The sequence below is a fragment of the Embleya sp. NPDC050154 genome, from assembly GCF_044460165.1.
Taxonomy (GTDB): domain Bacteria; phylum Actinomycetota; class Actinomycetes; order Streptomycetales; family Streptomycetaceae; genus Embleya.
Genome location: NZ_JBITJP010000005.1, coordinates 41,517 through 56,762, shown reverse-complemented (window position 1 = coordinate 56,762; position 15,246 = coordinate 41,517). Strand labels below are relative to the sequence as shown.

Sequence of the window (15,246 nt, the reverse complement as noted above, 5' to 3'; positions counted from 1 at the left end):
GTAGTAGCTTCGCCCGGATCCGCTATCGAATCGCGTCGCCACACCCGCCGGCCGACCCGGCCGCGGCCCTGCTTCCCGCCTGTGTTCCCAGCCTCCGCGCCCCGCGTACCGCTACTTCTTGCCGCCGCTGTCGTCGGTGGACAGCGCCGCGATGAAGGCCTCCTGCGGCACCTCCACGCGGCCGACCATCTTCATCCGCTTCTTGCCTTCCTTCTGCTTCTCCAGCAGCTTGCGCTTGCGGCTGATGTCACCGCCGTAGCACTTGGCGAGCACGTCCTTGCGGATCGCCCGGATGTTCTCGCGGGCGATCACCCGCGCGCCGACCGCCGCCTGGATCGGCACCTCGAACTGCTGACGCGGAATCAGCTCGCGCAGCTTCTTGGTCATCTCGACGCCGTATGTGTACGCCTTGTCCTTGTGCACGATCGCGCTGAACGCGTCGACCGCCTCGCCCTGGAGCAGGATGTCGACCTTGACCAGCGCGGATTCCTGCTCACCGGTGGTCTCGTAGTCCAGCGACGCGTAGCCGCGCGTCTTGGACTTGAGCGCGTCGAAGAAGTCGAACACGATCTCCGCCAGCGGCAGCGTGTAGCGCAGCTCGACCCGGTCCTCGGAGAGGTAGTCCATCCCGATCTGGACCCCGCGGCGGGTCTGGCACAGCTCCATGATCGTGCCGATGTACTCGCTCGGCGCCAGGATCGTGGCCCGCACCACCGGCTCGTGCACCTCGGCGATCTTGCCGCCGGGGAACTCGCTCGGGTTGGTCACGGTGTGCTCGGTGCCGTCCTCCATGACGACCCGATACACCACGCTCGGCGCCGTGGAGATGAGTTCCAGGTTGAACTCGCGCTCCAGGCGCTCCCGGACGATCTCCAGGTGCAGCAGCCCCAGGAAGCCGCAGCGGAAGCCGAAGCCGAGCGCGACCGAGGTCTCCGGCTCGTACACCAGCGCGGCGTCGTTGAGCTGGAGCTTGTCGAGCGCGTCGCGCAGCTCGGGGTAGTCCGAGCCGTCCAGCGGATACAGACCGGAGAAGACCATCGGCTTCGGGTCCTTGTAACCACCGAGCGCCTCGGTCGCACCGTGGTGCAGCGAGGTGATCGTGTCACCGACCCGGGACTGCCGAACGTCCTTCACGCCGGTGATGATGTAGCCGACCTCGCCGACGCTCAGGCCGTCGGACGGCTTGGGCTCGGGCGAGATGACCCCGATCTCCAGGAGTTCGTGGGTCACCCCCGTCGACATCATCTGGATCCGCTCGCGCTTCTTCAGGTCGCCGTCGATCACGCGGACGTAGGTGACCACGCCCCGGTACGAGTCGTAGACCGAGTCGAAGATCATCGCGCGGGCGGGCGCGTCCTTGGCGCCGATCGGCGGCGGAACCAGGCGTACGCACTCGTCCAGCAGCTCGGACACGCCCACGCCGGTCTTGCCGGAGACCTTGAGCACGTCCTCCGGGTCGCAGCCGATGATGTGCGCGAGCTCGGCCGCGTACTTCTCCGGCTGGGCGGCGGGCAGGTCGATCTTGTTCAGCACCGGGATGATCTGGAGGTCGTTCTCCAAGGCCAGGTAGAGATTGGCGAGCGTCTGCGCCTCGATCCCCTGGGCCGCGTCGACCAGCAGGATCGCGCCCTCACAGGCCGCGAGCGAGCGGGACACCTCGTACGTGAAGTCCACGTGGCCGGGGGTGTCGATCATGTTGAGGATGTGGATCTGGCCGTCCGGGGCCGTCCACGGCAGCCGCACCGCCTGCGACTTGATGGTGATGCCGCGCTCACGCTCGATGTCCATGCGGTCGAGGTACTGCGCGCGCATCTGCCGCGCATCGACCACACCGGTGATCTGAAGCATCCGGTCGGCGAGCGTCGACTTGCCGTGGTCGATGTGGGCGATGATGCAGAAGTTCCGGATCAGCGCCGGGTCGGTACGGCTGGGCTCCGGCACGTTCACTGGCGGGGTCGCGGGCACGCGGGCTTCCAGATTCTCGATCGGGTGGACTGGCGAGGGCCTTGCGGGTGGCACGTGGGATCGGTGTGGGATCACAGGTGTTCCCTACATCGTCCCATGCGGCATGGGTGAGCCGTGTTGGTGGAGCCGGCCGAACCGGTTCGGGTCGCCGCGCGTGGGGGCGAACGGGAGTGAGCGGGGGCGGGCACGGGCCGCGCACGGGGGTGGATCGGGCCAGATTGGCCGGCCGTGTCGTGGGCGCCCGCCGATGACTGGTAATCTGATGGATCGCGTGTGGCGTACGTGTCTCTGCCACGCAAGTCAACGTCCGAACGGGCCCTCTCCCTGGATCGGATCCCGACCTAGTACTCAGAAGGCTCTTTCGTGGCGAACATCAAGTCCCAGATCAAGCGCAACAAGACGAACGAGATTGCGCGTCAGCGCAACAAGGCCGTCAAGTCGGAGCTCAAGACCTTCGTGCGCAAGGCGCGCGAGGCGGCCGAGGCCGGCAACGTCGAGCAGGCCGAGGCGCTCACCCGCCTCGCGGCCCGCAAGCTCGACAAGGCCGTCAGCAAGGGTGTCATCCACAAGAACCAGGCCGCCAACAAGAAGTCGGCGCTGGAGAAGCGTGTCGCGACGGCCAAGGCCTGACTCGCGACACCTTTGATGGTGTGACACCCGAGCGCATGCGCTCGTAGTGACTTCGAAGGCGCCGTCCCCGGATCTCGGGGACGGCGCCTTTGTCGTTGTGGGGGTGTGGTCTTTCGGCGGGGCGCGGGTCGGCGGGTCTCGGATCGCCGGCTCGTGGATCGCCGGGTCGTGGGTCGTGGGTCGGCGGATCGTGGGTCGGCGGATCGTGGGTCTCGTCGGCGGCCTCAGAGGTTGCGGACCGTGGAGACCGTCACGACGGCCTTCTCCAGCGCGTACGCGGGATCCGTACCGCCACCCTTGACCGCCGCGTCGGCGTCCGCGACCGCGCACAGGGCGCGCACGATGCCGTCCGGGGTCCAGCCGCGAAGCTGCTGCCGCACCCGGTCCACCTTCCACGGCGGCATGCCCAGCTCGCGGGCCAGGTCGTTGGGGCGGGCATTGCGCGAGGCGGCCCCGACCCGGGCGATCTGCCGCACACTCTGCGCGAGCGCGCTGGTGACCATGACCGGCGCGACGCCCACCGACAGCGCCCAGCGCAACTGCTCCAGCGCCTCGGCGGTACGGCCCTCGACGGTCTTGTCGGCGACGGTGAAACTGGACGCCTCGGCGACGCCGCTGTAGTAGCGCGCGACCACCTCTTCGTCGACCACGCCATCGGTGTCCGCCATCAACTGGCTGCACGCGGACGCCAACTCGCGCAGGTCGTTGCCGATCGCCTCGACCAGGGTGCGGCACGCGTCCTCGGTGAGCGAGCGGCCCGCGATCCGGAACTCGGCGCGCGCGAACGCGACCCGGTCGCCGACCTTGGTGACCTTGGGGCACGCGACCTCTCGCACACCCACCTTGCGGACCGCGTCCAAGAGGTTCTTGCCCTTGGGCCCGCCGAGGTGGGCGAGCACGAGCACGATCTCGTCGGCGGGATCGGCGATCAGCTTCTTGACCTCGCCGGCCAGGTCCGCCCCGAGGTCCTGCGCGGACCGGATCACGATGACCTTGCGCTCGCCGAACAACGACGGACTGGCCAACTCGGACAACATCCCCGCCTGCAACGACCCGGGGGCGAGGTCCCGGACGTCGGCGTCGGGATCCTGCGCCCGCACGGCGCGCACCACATCCCCGATCGCGCGATCCACAAGCAGTTCCTCGGGCCCGACGACAAGCGTCACGGGCGCGAGCGGATCATCCTGCATTCTCCTGGCCACCCGACCAAGCATCCCACGCCCCACAGACACACCCCACAACCTCACCCCGCCGGCCGGATGCCGGCTGCGGGCCTGGGGTTCGGGGACGGCCGGCGCGGGCCGGGAGGCCGGGCGCGGCTGTGTGGGGAATGCGTGGGTGGTGGGTGCTTCCGTGGGGTGCTCGCTGGAGTGCGCACGTGTGGCGCGGGCGCGGGCGGCGGGCGGGGCCCTTGGCCCGACGCCGGTGGGCGTGCGAGGCGGCGGTTGTGCGGTGGTTGGCGGTCCGTTCGGGTGTCGGGGTCGGAGTGGGCGCGCGGAGGGCGTGGGCGGCGGTGTCGGGGCCTCGGGCGACCGCGTTCAGGTGGGTCGGAGTGCCTGTGACGGCGATCGGGCCGTCGGTGTCGGTGCGCAGGAGGCGGGCGCCGGTCGCGGCGATCAGGGCGCGGGCGGAGGGCGACGGGTGGCCGTAAGGGTTGTCCTTGCCCACCGAGACGAGCGCCAGGCGCGGGTGCAGCCCGAGCACGAGACCCGGGTCCTGGCGCGCCGAGCCGTGGTGCGCGACCTTGAGCACATCCACCCGAAGACCGCCCAGCCGGGCCCGCAGCGCCTCCTGGGCTTCGATCTCGACATCCCCCGTGAGCAACATCCGAACGCCGTGGCGCTCCGCGAGCACCACGAGACTCGCGTTGTTGGCCGGTGAGCCGCCCACCGCACTCCCCACCGGGACGCCCCGCACCGCCACCCGCTCTCGGGCATCGGACCCGGTCCACGGTCTGCCGGGATCGGGGACGCCGATTCGAGGGGCCGGAACACCCCGCGCCGCCACCCACCCCGGCACCCCTGGCCCCGCCCATGGTCTGCCCGGATCAGGGACGCCCGTTCGCATGGCCGGGACACCCCGCGCCGCCTCCCACCCCGACGCACCCGGCCCGATCTGCGGCCTGCCGAGATCAACGGCCCCAGTTCGAATCGCCGGAACGTCCCGCGCCACCACCCACCCCGATACACCCGGCCCGATCTGCGGCCTGCCGGGATCAAGGGCGCTCGTTCGCGTGGTTGGGGTGTCCGGTGGGGGCGGTGGAGCGGGGCGGGGTGAGGTGGTGGGTGGGGCGGAGGAATCGGGGGTGGTCGCACGCGGTCTCGGGGTGGGTACGTCGGGAGGTGGGGTGAGGGTTTGCCAGGTCAGGGCGGCCCGGGTGCGGTGTTCGCCGTCGGTGGGGGTGGTCAGGGAGGTGCCGGCGGCGCCGGCCCAGCGGCGGACTCGGGTGACCTCGGCTCGGGGCTCGAGGACCGTCGTGCCCTGGAGCAGGCCTACCGCGCGACCGCGCAACGCGCCGGGGAGGCCCTCGACGTGGTCGGCGTGGTAGTGGCTGAGCAGGACCAGGGGCAGTCGGTGCACGCCGAGGTCGCGCAGACAGCGGTCGACGGCGTCCGGATCGGGGCCCGCGTCGATCAGGACACCGGCGCCGGGGCCCGCGTTGAGCACGATGGCGTCGCCCTGCCCCACGTCGCACATGACCAGGTGCCAGTCCGGCGGCGGCCAGCCGGTCAGCGGGCGGACCAGGACCGGCGGGCGGAGCAGCAATACCACCACAAGCGTCGCGAGCAGCGCGGCGGCCATCGCTCGCGGCCGGCCCGCTCGGGTGGAATCGGGCGGGCGTCGCAGAATACGCAGGGTCGGTACGGCCGCGACCGTGATCGCCGCCAGGACCGCTCCGCCGAACACACCGGTCGGCCACGTGACGGCGGCGCCGGGCAGCGCGGCGCCGGTGCGGGCCACCGTCGCGATCCAACCGATCGGCCAGGAGCCCAGCCAGGCGGCGACCCGCGCGAGCGGGAGGCAGACCGGGGCGAGCACGAGGGCGACGAAGCCGAGGATCGTGGCCGGCGCGACCGCGAACTCGGCAAGCAGGTTGCACGGCACGGCCACCAGCGTGATCCTGCGTTAGCGGGTAATCTCTCGCCATGGCTGACCCATTGCGCGCATTCCTGTACGCCCGCAACTCGCGTGACGCTGGCCGCGAGCACCGCTCCACCGACGACCAGCTCACCGAGGGCCGTCAGGACTGCGAGCGGCAAGGGTGGGTGATTGTCGACGAGTTCGTCGACGTCGGACACTCCGCGTCGCGCCACGCCCGCCGCCGCCGCGGCGACTTCGACGACATGGTCGCCCGTGTCGAGGCTGGCGAATGTGACGTCCTGGTCGCGTGGGAGTCATCGCGTCTCCAGCGCGACCTGGAGGTGTACGTCACGCTCCGAAATCTCTGCGCGCGGACCCGCGTCCTGTGGTCGCTGAACGGCCGGCTGTACGACATGACGAACCGTCAGGACAGGTTCGTAACCGGCCTGGACGCACTGCGGGCGGAGGACGAGGCGGACGGAATCCGGGACCGGGTCCTGCGCACCACACGGCTGTACGCCCAACGCGGTTGGCCACACGGCCGGCTCCCGTACGGGTTCAGGCGCGAGTACGACCCGGACAAGGGGCACCTCCTCGGGCAGGTCGCCGACCCGGACCAGGCACCGATCCTGCGCGAGATCATCCGACGCATTGCGTCGGGCGAGTCGTGCACCGCGATCGCGGCCGACCTCACCGCCCGCGGCATCCCCACTCAGCACGGGTCGCCGGTGTGGCATCGGACGGTCGTCCGCGAAATCGCGCTGCACCCGGCGAACATCGGCCTGCGCGTCTACTACGACACGACGGTGCCCGCGAAGTGGGAGCCGATCGTCGACCGGGCGGAGTACATGGCGGCGGCGGCCATCCTCCGGGATCCCGCGCGGCGGAACTCGCGCGAGTCGGCACTCCGGCACCTGTTGAGCAGCGTCGCGGTGTGCGGGACTGCGGGGTGTGGGCGTCGGATGGAGCCGGCGTCGCCGAACCATGCCAGTCCGCAGTACCGGTGCCGGAACGGGCACGCGACCATCGGCCGAGCCTTGCTCGACGCGTACGTGACGGAGGCTGCCCTTCAGTGGCTGGAGCGGGCAGACGTGGCCGCGCTCATTGCGCGTCGCGGTGGAGACGACCAGGTGCGGGAGGCCATGGCGCGGGCGGAGGAGTATCGACAGACGTTGTCGGCAGCGCGTGAAAGGGTCGGGCTGCCCGGTGGGCTGTCGATTGAAAGCATGGCGGCATTGGAAAGCAACTTGCGGCCGCTCATTGCTGCTGCGGATAAGCAGGCCGAGGTCACCTCTTTCCCCGCCCTGGTTATCGAAATGGCTGGGCCGGAAGCACGCTCGAAATGGACTGCGGCCGAGATCCCCATTCGGCGTGCATTGCTGCGGCATATTGTGCGGCCGGCGGTGATGCCGGGTGGGCGGGGCGTGAGGACGATCCGGCCGGGTCGGGTCGTCCTCACGTGGCCGCTCGACGGGGGTGCGCCGGGCGACGAGTAGCCCTACCTGCGCGTACGGCCACCGAGACCGAACGGGCACCACGCTTCACAGTCGTCGCAACTCCGGCCCGTCTCATGGACCATGAGGCGGACCGTGTCACGCGCCTCGGGGGTTCCTACCTGCCGCGGGTCGATTGTGCAATACAGGTCATCGCCGTCCTCTTTCACCTCGCCGATAGCGCCGAGCGGTAGCGGAATCGGAATCGTGTAAACGGCCACGCGTCTCCCCCCTGTCGCGGCGCCACCCCGCCGGACCATCGAGGGTGTCATAGATCACGCGGAAATGGGAGGGTCGAGTTCCGGATTCTATGACTTTCCGTTTACTCGCTGCTGTCGATTCCCTCATTCGGACTAGCGCTGGGGACCAGCAGGCGCTCGGCCTTGGCCGCCTCGATGGCCGCCGCAGCGAGCCGCAGGGCCGTGGCGCGCATCTCGGGCGGCATCTCCTCGACGACGCCCTGGAGGTGCCGCCACCCAGGCTCGTCGGACAGGTGTCGCACTTCGAGCGGCGCATCTTCGCCGTGGCCGAGCAGCCGCTCCATCTCGACCGCAGCATCCTCGCGGTCGACCTTTCGTAGCTGGTCTGCGGTCACCTCGGCAGCGTGGGCCATCCGCGCGAGTGTCTCGGCGGGGGCTCGGACCGGGATGTGCATCCCCGTCTTCGGGCTGCTGTAGCCCTTCACGATCTGTCGCCAGCGGGCTTCGCTCATGCCTGCGAGTTCGGCGGCCTTGCGGACGGATCGGCGCGGGGCGACGGCGGACAGCGCCGACTCGATCAGCGCGCCCTCCGGCTGCTGCGGTGGCGTGGTCGTCATATCGACAGTCTCGGGCGCGAAGGTATGCGAAGTCCAGTCTTGTTTCGGCCGACTACGCGAAGTGCTCCAACGCGCCGTGCGCACCTCCGCACGTATCTACGCACCATCATTCGCGAAGCTCCACGGATCTTCGCGAAGCTTCGTGCGAAGTGCTTGTGATTCGCGAAGCTTCGCAGTAGCGTTCTCTGCATGAACAGCGGACGCCGAGTACGGCGGGCGCACGGCTCCCCCATTGCCCAGGACCCTGCGGCGGTGCGGCAGGCCCGTGAGAACGCCGGCAAGCAGCAGCAGGAACTCGCCGCCGAGATCGGTATCTCGGCGCCCCTCATGTGCGAGATCGAGACGGGCCGCCGGTCGGCGACCCCGCCGACCCTCGCCGCGCTGGCCACCGCCCTGGACGTGGACATCACGCACCTGCGGCGCAAGGACCAGACCCACACCTGTCCGACCTGCGCGGCACAGACGGCGACCGCCGGATGACCGCCCCGAGCGAACCGCGCACCGACTACAGCCGCGCCGAGAGCATGCGCCGTCTGGGCCCCGAGGCCATGGCGGACATCGCCCGGCAGGTCGCGGCGGCGCCGCTCCCGTCGCCCCGCGTGGTCGCCGCGATTCAGGCGCTCTACGACCAGATCGACGCGAGCGCGGCCCGCCGGCGGGAGCACGACACCGCCGACGCTGCGGCCTGATTCCTACCCCAGACGCGAGCGGGGCCGACCCGGATAGCGCCGGACCAGCCCCAGAGCCCGCACCACCACACCACTCACAGAAGAGGTGGCACAGACCATGAAACAGCTTAAGTCCCGGGCCCGCAGCGCCCGACACCACCAGACCGACGAGGAGATCCAGGCCGCGATCCGCGACCGCGTCGACGCCGCCGAGCGGGCCATCCGCATCGCCGTCGAGACGGCCGCGCCGGAGCTGGGCCCGGTCAGCGTGGTCGCGCGGATGCCGATCGGGACCACGGGTCAGGTCGCCGTCCTGCGGCACCCGGACGGGCGGCGGGGTGTCCTCGCCTCGTCGATCGTCACGTGCAGGAGGTTCGGGTTCGCGGGTGGTGACGTGGCGGATGTTCCCGCGCCGTGTGATCTGCGGATCGCGATGCTCGTGCAGTTCCCGGCGGAGTGGCGGGCGCGGCGTGCGATGGAGGCGCTGTACCGGCAGGGTGACCTGCCGCGGTCGGCGGCGCCGTGGCTGACCGGCGCCGGTCAGGTGCTGACGCTGTTGAGCGAGGCGCTGGACCAGGCCGTCGAGATGGACGAGCCCGAGGACCGTTTCACGCTGGCCGAGGACACCGCCGCCCGGGTGTTGGCGCTGCTGGCCGGTGTGGCGGTGTCGGCATGACGGCGACGAGTGCGGCGATCGAGGCCGCAGCGAACGTCATCGCCAGCGCAGCTCTGGCGGATGTCACGGGTGACCCGTCCCGCGCGGCGGCGGTCGCGCTGGCGGATCGCGGGCAGTTGCTGACGCCGGCGGTCCTCGCGGAGATCACGGCGGCGGTCCGGGCTCAGGTGGTGGCGGAGATGGCGGCGCCGGTCGAGCAGCCGGACCCGTGCGACCCAGTCGAGGACGAGCCGACGGCCGAGCCGGACGACTGCGCGTGCGGGATCCCGCCGTGGCGGCGGATCGCGGACGACCGGTACGAGCTGGTCGTGGACGACGTCATGTGGGCGCTGGACTACTGCGACGACGCCGAGATCGGGCCGAACGACGACCGGCCGGGCTGGTACCTGTACGGGCCCGAGCCGTATGCGCTCGGTGTGTGGGTGGGTGAGGTGATCGCGCCGGCGGCTGACACCGCGTCGCGGGTGATCCGTGAGCACTACGCGGCCGAGGCCGCCACGGTGCCGGGTCCGCGTCTGCCGCTCGACGACGTCGAGACGGGCGGTGCCGCATGAATGGCTTGGAGCACTACCGCGAGGCCGAGCGCCTGCTTGCCGAGTCGTGGACGATCCTCCGCGAGAACGACAACTCGTGCCCGGAGGCCGATCGAATGATCGCCGCCGCCCAGGCCCACGCGACGCTCGCTCTCGCATCGGTCTCCGCACGGACCACCGTCACCCCCGCCGCCACCAGCGCGCCCGCGCCGGTAAAGGCCGCGTCGACCACGTCCAAGACCTGGGCGGTCGACAAGCTCGTCCTCGTCCTCATGCAGGCGGCCGACCGGTCGAGCAGGTCGTGTTGGGTCATCCATCACGACCGCTCGTCGGCGCTGCTCGCTCCTGCGGCGGACGGAAAGCTGGACTTCCTGGCGGGGTTCCGGCGGTCGACGATCGCCGCGGCCGTGCAGGTGGGTCGCGTGGTCGTGGGTGAGCGGGCGGCCTTGCCGCCGTATCGCAGTACCAGCGACCGCTGGCCTGCGGGGACGTACACCCACGGCCGGATGATCGCCCTTCGGTCGGGCGCCGCCACGTGACCGCGCCGTTGAAGGCCGCCGCCCCCGCCACGGGGGCGGCGGCTCCCCGCCCGCTCATCCGACTGCCCGAGCTGCCCGACGGCCTCGCGTACTGCACCGGCCCGCGCGGCTGTGGCGGCGCCGGCTACCGCCGCGGCGAGCACGGCGCCCCGTGCGGCCAGTGCCACGGTGCCGGCCGCGTCTCGACTCCGGAGGTGGAGTAGTGCCCGGATATGAGGCCGCCCTCGACAAGGTGGCGGTTCCCCGCGTGACGGATCCCGCTCGCGACCGGGCCCGCCTGGTCGTCGCGTCCATGGCCACCGACGCCGCCGACGCCACCGACCTGCTCCGTGCACTCGGTCTGCTCGACGACGCGCCCACGCGGCGGCGGGCCGCCGCCCACGGCACCCACTCGGGTGCGGTGCGGCACCGCCAGACCGGCACGCGTGTATGCGATGAGTGCGCCGAGGCAGAGCGGGCGTACCAGCGCGAGCAGCGGCGGCGGAACCCGGCGGCGGCGCGGGCGAGAGACGCCCGCTACCGGGAGGCGCACCGCGAGGAGATCAAAATCCGTCACCGGGCCGCCTATGCGCGGCGGGCTGCGGCTGCGCGCGAGGCTGCTGGCGGTGCCGCGTGACCGCACCCACGACCGACAGCATGGTCACCCCGACCGGGCGCCTGGTCCTCGACGCCGACGCCGACCGCGACACGTGGCTTGCCGCTCGACGGCTGGGCATCGGGTCGTCCGACGTCCCGGACGTCCTCGGCGTCGGCGACTTCGGCAGCTCACTGCGGGTCTACCTCGACAAGGTCGACGAACTCCCCGACGACGCAGGCGATCCCGCCTTCTGGGGCACCGTCCTCGAAGAGCCGATCGCCCGCGAATGGGCCCGCCGGAGTCGATCCGTCGTCGAGCCCATCGGCATCGTCGAACACCGCGACCACTCACACCATCGGGCGACGCTCGACCGCCGCATCACCGAGTGCCCGCTGCCCGAGACGCGCCGGCAGGTCTGCGCTCTGGAGGTCAAGACCCGCTCGGCGTTCAAAGCGGCACGGTGGCATGCGGGCGCACCCGACGATGTGGTCGCCCAGGTGCTGTGGCAGATGTACGTCACCGGCTACGACCACATGCACTACGCGGTCCTGATCGGCGGCAACGACTACCGGCAAGGCGTGATCCGCGCCGACGAATACCGGCAGGTGACCGCCAACATCGTCCGCGCCGTCGACCGGTTCTGGACCGAACACGTGCTGGCCCGAGTGGCGCCCCCACACTCCGGTGACCCGGCCCGCACCGTCGACCTGTACCGCCGGGCGCACCCGGACCGCGACGGCGTGGTCCACCTGGACGACGACCCCGACGCACTCGGCGCGCTCGACGACTACGAGACCGCGCGCTTGGAGGCGAAGGCAGCCACGAAGCGGCAGGAGGCCGCGCATGCCGACCTGCTGAGGCTCACCGGTCGGCACCGCGTCGCCGCGCTCGGCGGCAAGCGGGCCTGGTCCCTGGAGCCGGCGACCCGGTCGAACGTCGACCTGGAGCTGCTCGCCGAGGGGTGGCCCGACGCCTACGCGGCCTGTGTCACCCACAAGACGGGCGATCGCCTCGACATCGACAAGGCGTACCGCCACAAGCCCGCAGAGGAGGGGTCCTGATGGGCCTCGCAGAGAACGCCGCAGCTCTCGCCGGCGGCGGCCCTATCACGGCGGCCGTGCCTTACGGCGGCGCGCCCGAACCGCTCCCCGAGATCGACATCGAGGAGCCCGGTCCCGAGGGTCCCGACGCCGTCACCGTCTTCGTGGCGTGGTCACGGGTCATGGCGGACGTGCGCCGGCTCGGCAAGAGCGAGCGGTACAACGCGCCCGGCACCACGTACATGTTCCGTGGGATCGACCGCACGGTGAACGCGTTCGCGCCGGTCCTGCGCCGGCACGGCGTGCTCGTCATTCCGGTCGGGATCGACTCCTCGCACCGCGACTTCGTGAACAGCAACAAGAAGATCCAGCGCGAGTGCACCGTGACGGTCACGTGGCAGATCATCGGCCCCGCCGGTGACAGCTTCATCGCGCAGACCGCCGGCGAAGCGCTGGACTCGGCGGACAAGGGCACCGCGAAGGCCCAATCGGTGGCGCTCCGGGTCCTGTTGCTGACCGCCGGCATGGTGCCCACCGGCGACCCGGATCCGGACTCGACCTACGTCGAACGCGGCGAGGCCGAGGTGCGCACGCCCGAGTCCTACCGCGATGAGCAGTTGGACCCGAAGACCAGCCCGGACCGGCTGAACCAGATCTGGCACGAGCTGGACGACCTGCGGATGCTCAGCCGCCGGGTGATGAACGAGCGCGGCGAGCAGGAAACCTTGGAGTCGATCGGCGGCCGGATGTACATGGACCGCACCGGCGGCGCGCAATGAGGTCTCTGCGCACCCTCCTGCTCGGCCGGGTCGCCCCGGCCGGGCAGGGCCCCACCGCCCCCGCGCCGGTCGAGCACGACACCCACGTCATCACCCGCGTCCCGCCCCGCTCGCACCGCAAGCCCGGACCGCCGCGCGTCGGCGATGACCTGGTCGTGCCGTGGGAGCCGATCCAGCCCGGCCGCCACCGCCGGGAGGACACGTGATTGCCCTGCCGTGGCTGGTCGCCGCCGCCTACGCCGCGTTCCTTGCCGCCGTGATCGTGATCCTCCGCGCCGGCAAGGCGCGTGGCCGGGCCGAGCGCAACGCCGACGCCCAGGCCGCCGGGATCACGCCCGCGGCGCGCCCGCCAGCTCGACCGGCACGCCCGACGTACGCGCCCACCGCCCGCCACGACCAGGCGCACGCCCACCACCGCGCCACCACCCGGAGGACCCAGTGACCGACTCGACCGCCGCCCGCGCCCGCTGGGCACGGCACGTCCGCCGTCAGGCCGCCGGCCTCACGCCCGAGCAGATCGCCCGCAAGCTGCGTGGCGTCCGCGCATGGGAGCGGAACGGCACCGCACCCGCAGACACGACGAGTTACAGCGCTGTCGGCGCCAGGTGCTCCGTCGCCGAGTGGGAGCGCATCGCCGCCCTGGTCGCCGCGAGCGGCGCCGAGACGTACGACCCGGACAGCGACCCGGACACTCAGCCCAACCCGGCCGAGGACCTTGTGGCGACCACCAACCGCCCCGCCCTCGTCGAGCTTCGCGCCGCGCGGATCGCCGCACGCGAGTACCTCCACGCCGTCAACCCCGGCGACTCCGAAGCCGCGAACACCCGTACCTGGCGCACCGTTCGCGACGAGCACGGCGAGATGACCGCCATCGCCCCGACGTGCCCCGAGACTCACGACCCCGGCGAGCACATGGGCGACTGCTGCCCCGAGCCGGTCATCGACATGGTGTACGCGCCGATCGCCCGGTATGCCGCGGCAGCCATGACGGCCGAACGCGAGCTGAGCGAGCGGTGGGCGGACGCCGAGCGCCGGTGCGTGCGGACGTCAACGCTCCTGAGGGAGCTGAAGCGATGAGCCTCATCGACGACATCGCCCAGGCCCCGCGCGACGTCCACCTCCCCGACATCACCATCGTCGTCCGCGGCACACCCGCGCCCCAGGGCAGCAAGCGCCACGTCGGCGGCGGCCGAATGATCGAGATGTCCAGGAAGGTCAAGCCGTGGCGGCAGGACGTCAAGGCCGCCGCCATCGAGGCCATCGACGCCCACATCGACTGGACGCCGCTGGACGGCCCGCTGTCGGTCGCGATGACCATCACGGTCCGCGAGCAGCCGGCCAGCCGCCCCACCTGGTGGCCGAAGGGCATCCGCTGGTCGAAGTCGCTGCGCTGGCGCCCGGCGTCGACGCCGGACCTGTCGAAGCTGCTGCGGTCGACGGAGGACGCGCTGACCGACGCCGGTGTGTGGCGCGACGACGCGCGCGTGGTCGAGTACCGGCGCCTCGCCAAGTACTACGCCGGCGACCAGGCCGCCGATGTCCTGCCGCACGGCGCCGGTGCGGTGATCCGGATCTGGCGGCTGACGTGACCACCCCGCGCCGCACCCGCCCCTGCGGCCGATGCGGCTCGGCCAACACCCGGCCCTACGCGGACGGCTACCGCTGCCCCATCCACACCCCTGCCGCGGTCGCGGGTGTGCCCGAGCCCGGCGAGGGCCGGTACTGCTCCGCGCGCCGCTGCTACTGCGGCGGGTGCCCGCAGTGGACCCCGCCCCCGACCGACACCTACGTCCCCCTGTCCGTCATCGACCTCAAGCACATCGCCAGCGGCAAACGCCGCAGCTCACCGCACGTCTACGCGGGAGCCCGCGCCACCATCGAAGGAGTCCACGCACCGTGACCCAGATCAAGTTCGACACCAAGGTCCTCGCTGGCGTCGGCGAAGCACTCGACGGCCACGCCGAGGACATGTTCCGCCAGCGCGCCGGCCGCTGGGTCGCCGTCGTCGAACTCGCCCACGTCGAGCGCACCGAGCCCGGCCGGGACGAGGAAAAGGAGACCTCGGTCAAGCTCCGCATCACCGGCATCGAGATCGCGCCGGACGAGCTGGTCGACGAGCAACTCCGCGAGGCCATGCGCGACATGTACAAGCGGCGGACGCGGTCGGGGACCCTCTTCCAGGACGGCGAGGACGCCCCGGCCGGTACGCGGCCGGTCGGCGACCTGATCCCGCCCGCGCTGCCCCCGGGCCACCTGGTCGAACTGGAGCCGCTCGACGCCGAGATCGTCGAGGACGAGGCCAACGAGGACCACGACAACACCGACGAGCCGGTCGACCTCGCCGACCACGACGAGGACGACACCGACGACGGCGACCCGCGGGCCGACGTCGCGTGAGGTGACACCCCGGCAACCACCCACCGGGGGCGGGATCCACACCTGCCCCCG

The 15,246-nt window shown here is 71.5% G+C and carries 21 protein-coding genes; 17 read left to right on the top strand and 4 right to left on the bottom strand.

The features are described from left to right. Nucleotides 1-111: 111 nt before the first annotated feature. Nucleotides 112-1,965: a translation elongation factor 4 gene (gene lepA, locus ACIBSV_RS12315; RefSeq protein ID WP_395861982.1), complete on the bottom strand. Its 1,854-nt coding sequence runs from the start codon at nt 1,963-1,965 to the stop codon at nt 112-114. A gap of 363 nt (nt 1,966-2,328) precedes the next feature. Between lepA and rpsT the strand changes: the two genes are divergently transcribed. Further along, nucleotides 2,329-2,595 carry a 30S ribosomal protein S20 gene (gene rpsT / locus ACIBSV_RS12310; RefSeq protein ID WP_020553196.1) on the top strand — a complete coding sequence of 89 codons (267 nt, stop codon included), beginning with the start codon at nt 2,329-2,331 and terminating at the stop codon, nt 2,593-2,595. Nucleotides 2,596-2,819: 224 nt separating this feature from the next. Here the strand turns inward: rpsT and holA are convergent, their stop codons facing one another. Both holA and ACIBSV_RS12300 read right to left on the bottom strand, forming a co-directional pair. Beyond that, the gene (gene holA, locus ACIBSV_RS12305) at nt 2,820-3,809 is read right to left on the bottom strand and encodes a DNA polymerase III subunit delta (protein WP_395862780.1); all 990 of its coding nucleotides are present in this window, start codon (nt 3,807-3,809) and stop codon (nt 2,820-2,822) included. Continuing rightward, complete coding sequence (locus ACIBSV_RS12300) at nt 3,775-5,706, bottom strand: ComEC/Rec2 family competence protein (RefSeq protein ID WP_395861980.1); 1,932 nt, start codon at nt 5,704-5,706, stop codon at nt 3,775-3,777. Before ACIBSV_RS12300 ends, holA begins: the two co-directional genes overlap by 35 nt. A 35-nt stretch (nt 5,707-5,741) precedes the next feature. On the opposite strand from ACIBSV_RS12300, the gene ACIBSV_RS12295 reads away from it, so the two are divergent. Continuing rightward, nucleotides 5,742-7,172, top strand: a complete 1,431-nt coding sequence (locus tag ACIBSV_RS12295) for a recombinase family protein (protein ID WP_395861978.1) — start codon at nt 5,742-5,744, stop codon at nt 7,170-7,172. Between the two features lie 319 nt (nt 7,173-7,491). On the opposite strand, the gene ACIBSV_RS12290 is transcribed toward ACIBSV_RS12295, so the two are convergent. Next, entirely contained in the window at nt 7,492-7,986 is a 495-nt protein-coding gene (locus tag ACIBSV_RS12290) for a hypothetical protein (protein WP_395861976.1), read from the bottom strand. 189 nt (nt 7,987-8,175) lie between these two features. On the opposite strand from ACIBSV_RS12290, the gene ACIBSV_RS12285 reads away from it, so the two are divergent. The 15 genes from ACIBSV_RS12285 (at nt 8,176) to ACIBSV_RS12215 (ending at nt 15,195) form a co-directional block, all read left to right on the top strand. Then, nucleotides 8,176-8,466: a helix-turn-helix domain-containing protein gene (locus tag ACIBSV_RS12285; protein ID WP_395861974.1), complete on the top strand. Its 291-nt coding sequence runs from the start codon at nt 8,176-8,178 to the stop codon at nt 8,464-8,466. Continuing rightward, the gene (locus tag ACIBSV_RS12280) at nt 8,463-8,675 is read left to right on the top strand and encodes a hypothetical protein (protein ID WP_395861972.1); all 213 of its coding nucleotides are present in this window, start codon (nt 8,463-8,465) and stop codon (nt 8,673-8,675) included. Before ACIBSV_RS12285 ends, ACIBSV_RS12280 begins: the two co-directional genes overlap by 4 nt. 97 nt (nt 8,676-8,772) lie before the next feature. Then, a complete protein-coding gene (locus ACIBSV_RS12275) occupies nt 8,773-9,330 on the top strand; it encodes a hypothetical protein (RefSeq protein WP_395861970.1) in 558 nt (185 codons plus the stop codon). After that, nucleotides 9,327-9,884, top strand: a complete 558-nt coding sequence (locus ACIBSV_RS12270) for a hypothetical protein (RefSeq protein WP_395861968.1) — start codon at nt 9,327-9,329, stop codon at nt 9,882-9,884. Before ACIBSV_RS12275 ends, ACIBSV_RS12270 begins: the two co-directional genes overlap by 4 nt. Continuing rightward, nucleotides 9,881-10,402, top strand: a complete 522-nt coding sequence (locus ACIBSV_RS12265; protein WP_395861967.1) for a hypothetical protein — start codon at nt 9,881-9,883, stop codon at nt 10,400-10,402. Before ACIBSV_RS12270 ends, ACIBSV_RS12265 begins: the two co-directional genes overlap by 4 nt. Continuing rightward, nucleotides 10,399-10,605: a hypothetical protein gene (locus tag ACIBSV_RS12260; protein WP_395861965.1), complete on the top strand. Its 207-nt coding sequence runs from the start codon at nt 10,399-10,401 to the stop codon at nt 10,603-10,605. Before ACIBSV_RS12265 ends, ACIBSV_RS12260 begins: the two co-directional genes overlap by 4 nt. Before the next feature lie 44 nt (nt 10,606-10,649). Continuing rightward, nucleotides 10,650-11,018, top strand: coding sequence for a hypothetical protein (locus ACIBSV_RS12255; RefSeq protein ID WP_395861963.1), 369 nt, complete (start codon nt 10,650-10,652; stop codon nt 11,016-11,018). Next, nucleotides 11,015-12,040: a YqaJ viral recombinase family protein gene (locus ACIBSV_RS12250; RefSeq protein ID WP_395861961.1), complete on the top strand. Its 1,026-nt coding sequence runs from the start codon at nt 11,015-11,017 to the stop codon at nt 12,038-12,040. Before ACIBSV_RS12255 ends, ACIBSV_RS12250 begins: the two co-directional genes overlap by 4 nt. Continuing rightward, the gene (locus tag ACIBSV_RS12245; protein ID WP_395861960.1) at nt 12,040-12,798 is read left to right on the top strand and encodes an ERF family protein; all 759 of its coding nucleotides are present in this window, start codon (nt 12,040-12,042) and stop codon (nt 12,796-12,798) included. The genes ACIBSV_RS12250 and ACIBSV_RS12245 overlap by 1 nt, the downstream gene beginning before the upstream one ends. Then, nucleotides 12,795-13,004, top strand: a complete 210-nt coding sequence (locus ACIBSV_RS12240; protein ID WP_395861958.1) for a hypothetical protein — start codon at nt 12,795-12,797, stop codon at nt 13,002-13,004. The genes ACIBSV_RS12245 and ACIBSV_RS12240 overlap by 4 nt, the downstream gene beginning before the upstream one ends. Next, entirely contained in the window at nt 13,001-13,240 is a 240-nt protein-coding gene (locus ACIBSV_RS12235) for a hypothetical protein (protein WP_395861957.1), read from the top strand. The genes ACIBSV_RS12240 and ACIBSV_RS12235 overlap by 4 nt, the downstream gene beginning before the upstream one ends. Next, a complete protein-coding gene (locus ACIBSV_RS12230) occupies nt 13,237-13,875 on the top strand; it encodes a hypothetical protein (protein WP_395861955.1) in 639 nt (212 codons plus the stop codon). Before ACIBSV_RS12235 ends, ACIBSV_RS12230 begins: the two co-directional genes overlap by 4 nt. Next, a complete protein-coding gene (locus tag ACIBSV_RS12225; protein WP_395861953.1) occupies nt 13,872-14,387 on the top strand; it encodes a RusA family crossover junction endodeoxyribonuclease in 516 nt (171 codons plus the stop codon). The genes ACIBSV_RS12230 and ACIBSV_RS12225 overlap by 4 nt, the downstream gene beginning before the upstream one ends. Then, entirely contained in the window at nt 14,384-14,698 is a 315-nt protein-coding gene (locus ACIBSV_RS12220; protein WP_395861951.1) for a hypothetical protein, read from the top strand. The genes ACIBSV_RS12225 and ACIBSV_RS12220 overlap by 4 nt, the downstream gene beginning before the upstream one ends. After that, nucleotides 14,695-15,195, top strand: coding sequence for a hypothetical protein (locus ACIBSV_RS12215; protein ID WP_395861949.1), 501 nt, complete (start codon nt 14,695-14,697; stop codon nt 15,193-15,195). The genes ACIBSV_RS12220 and ACIBSV_RS12215 overlap by 4 nt, the downstream gene beginning before the upstream one ends. The last annotated feature ends 51 nt before the right edge of the window (nt 15,196-15,246 follow it).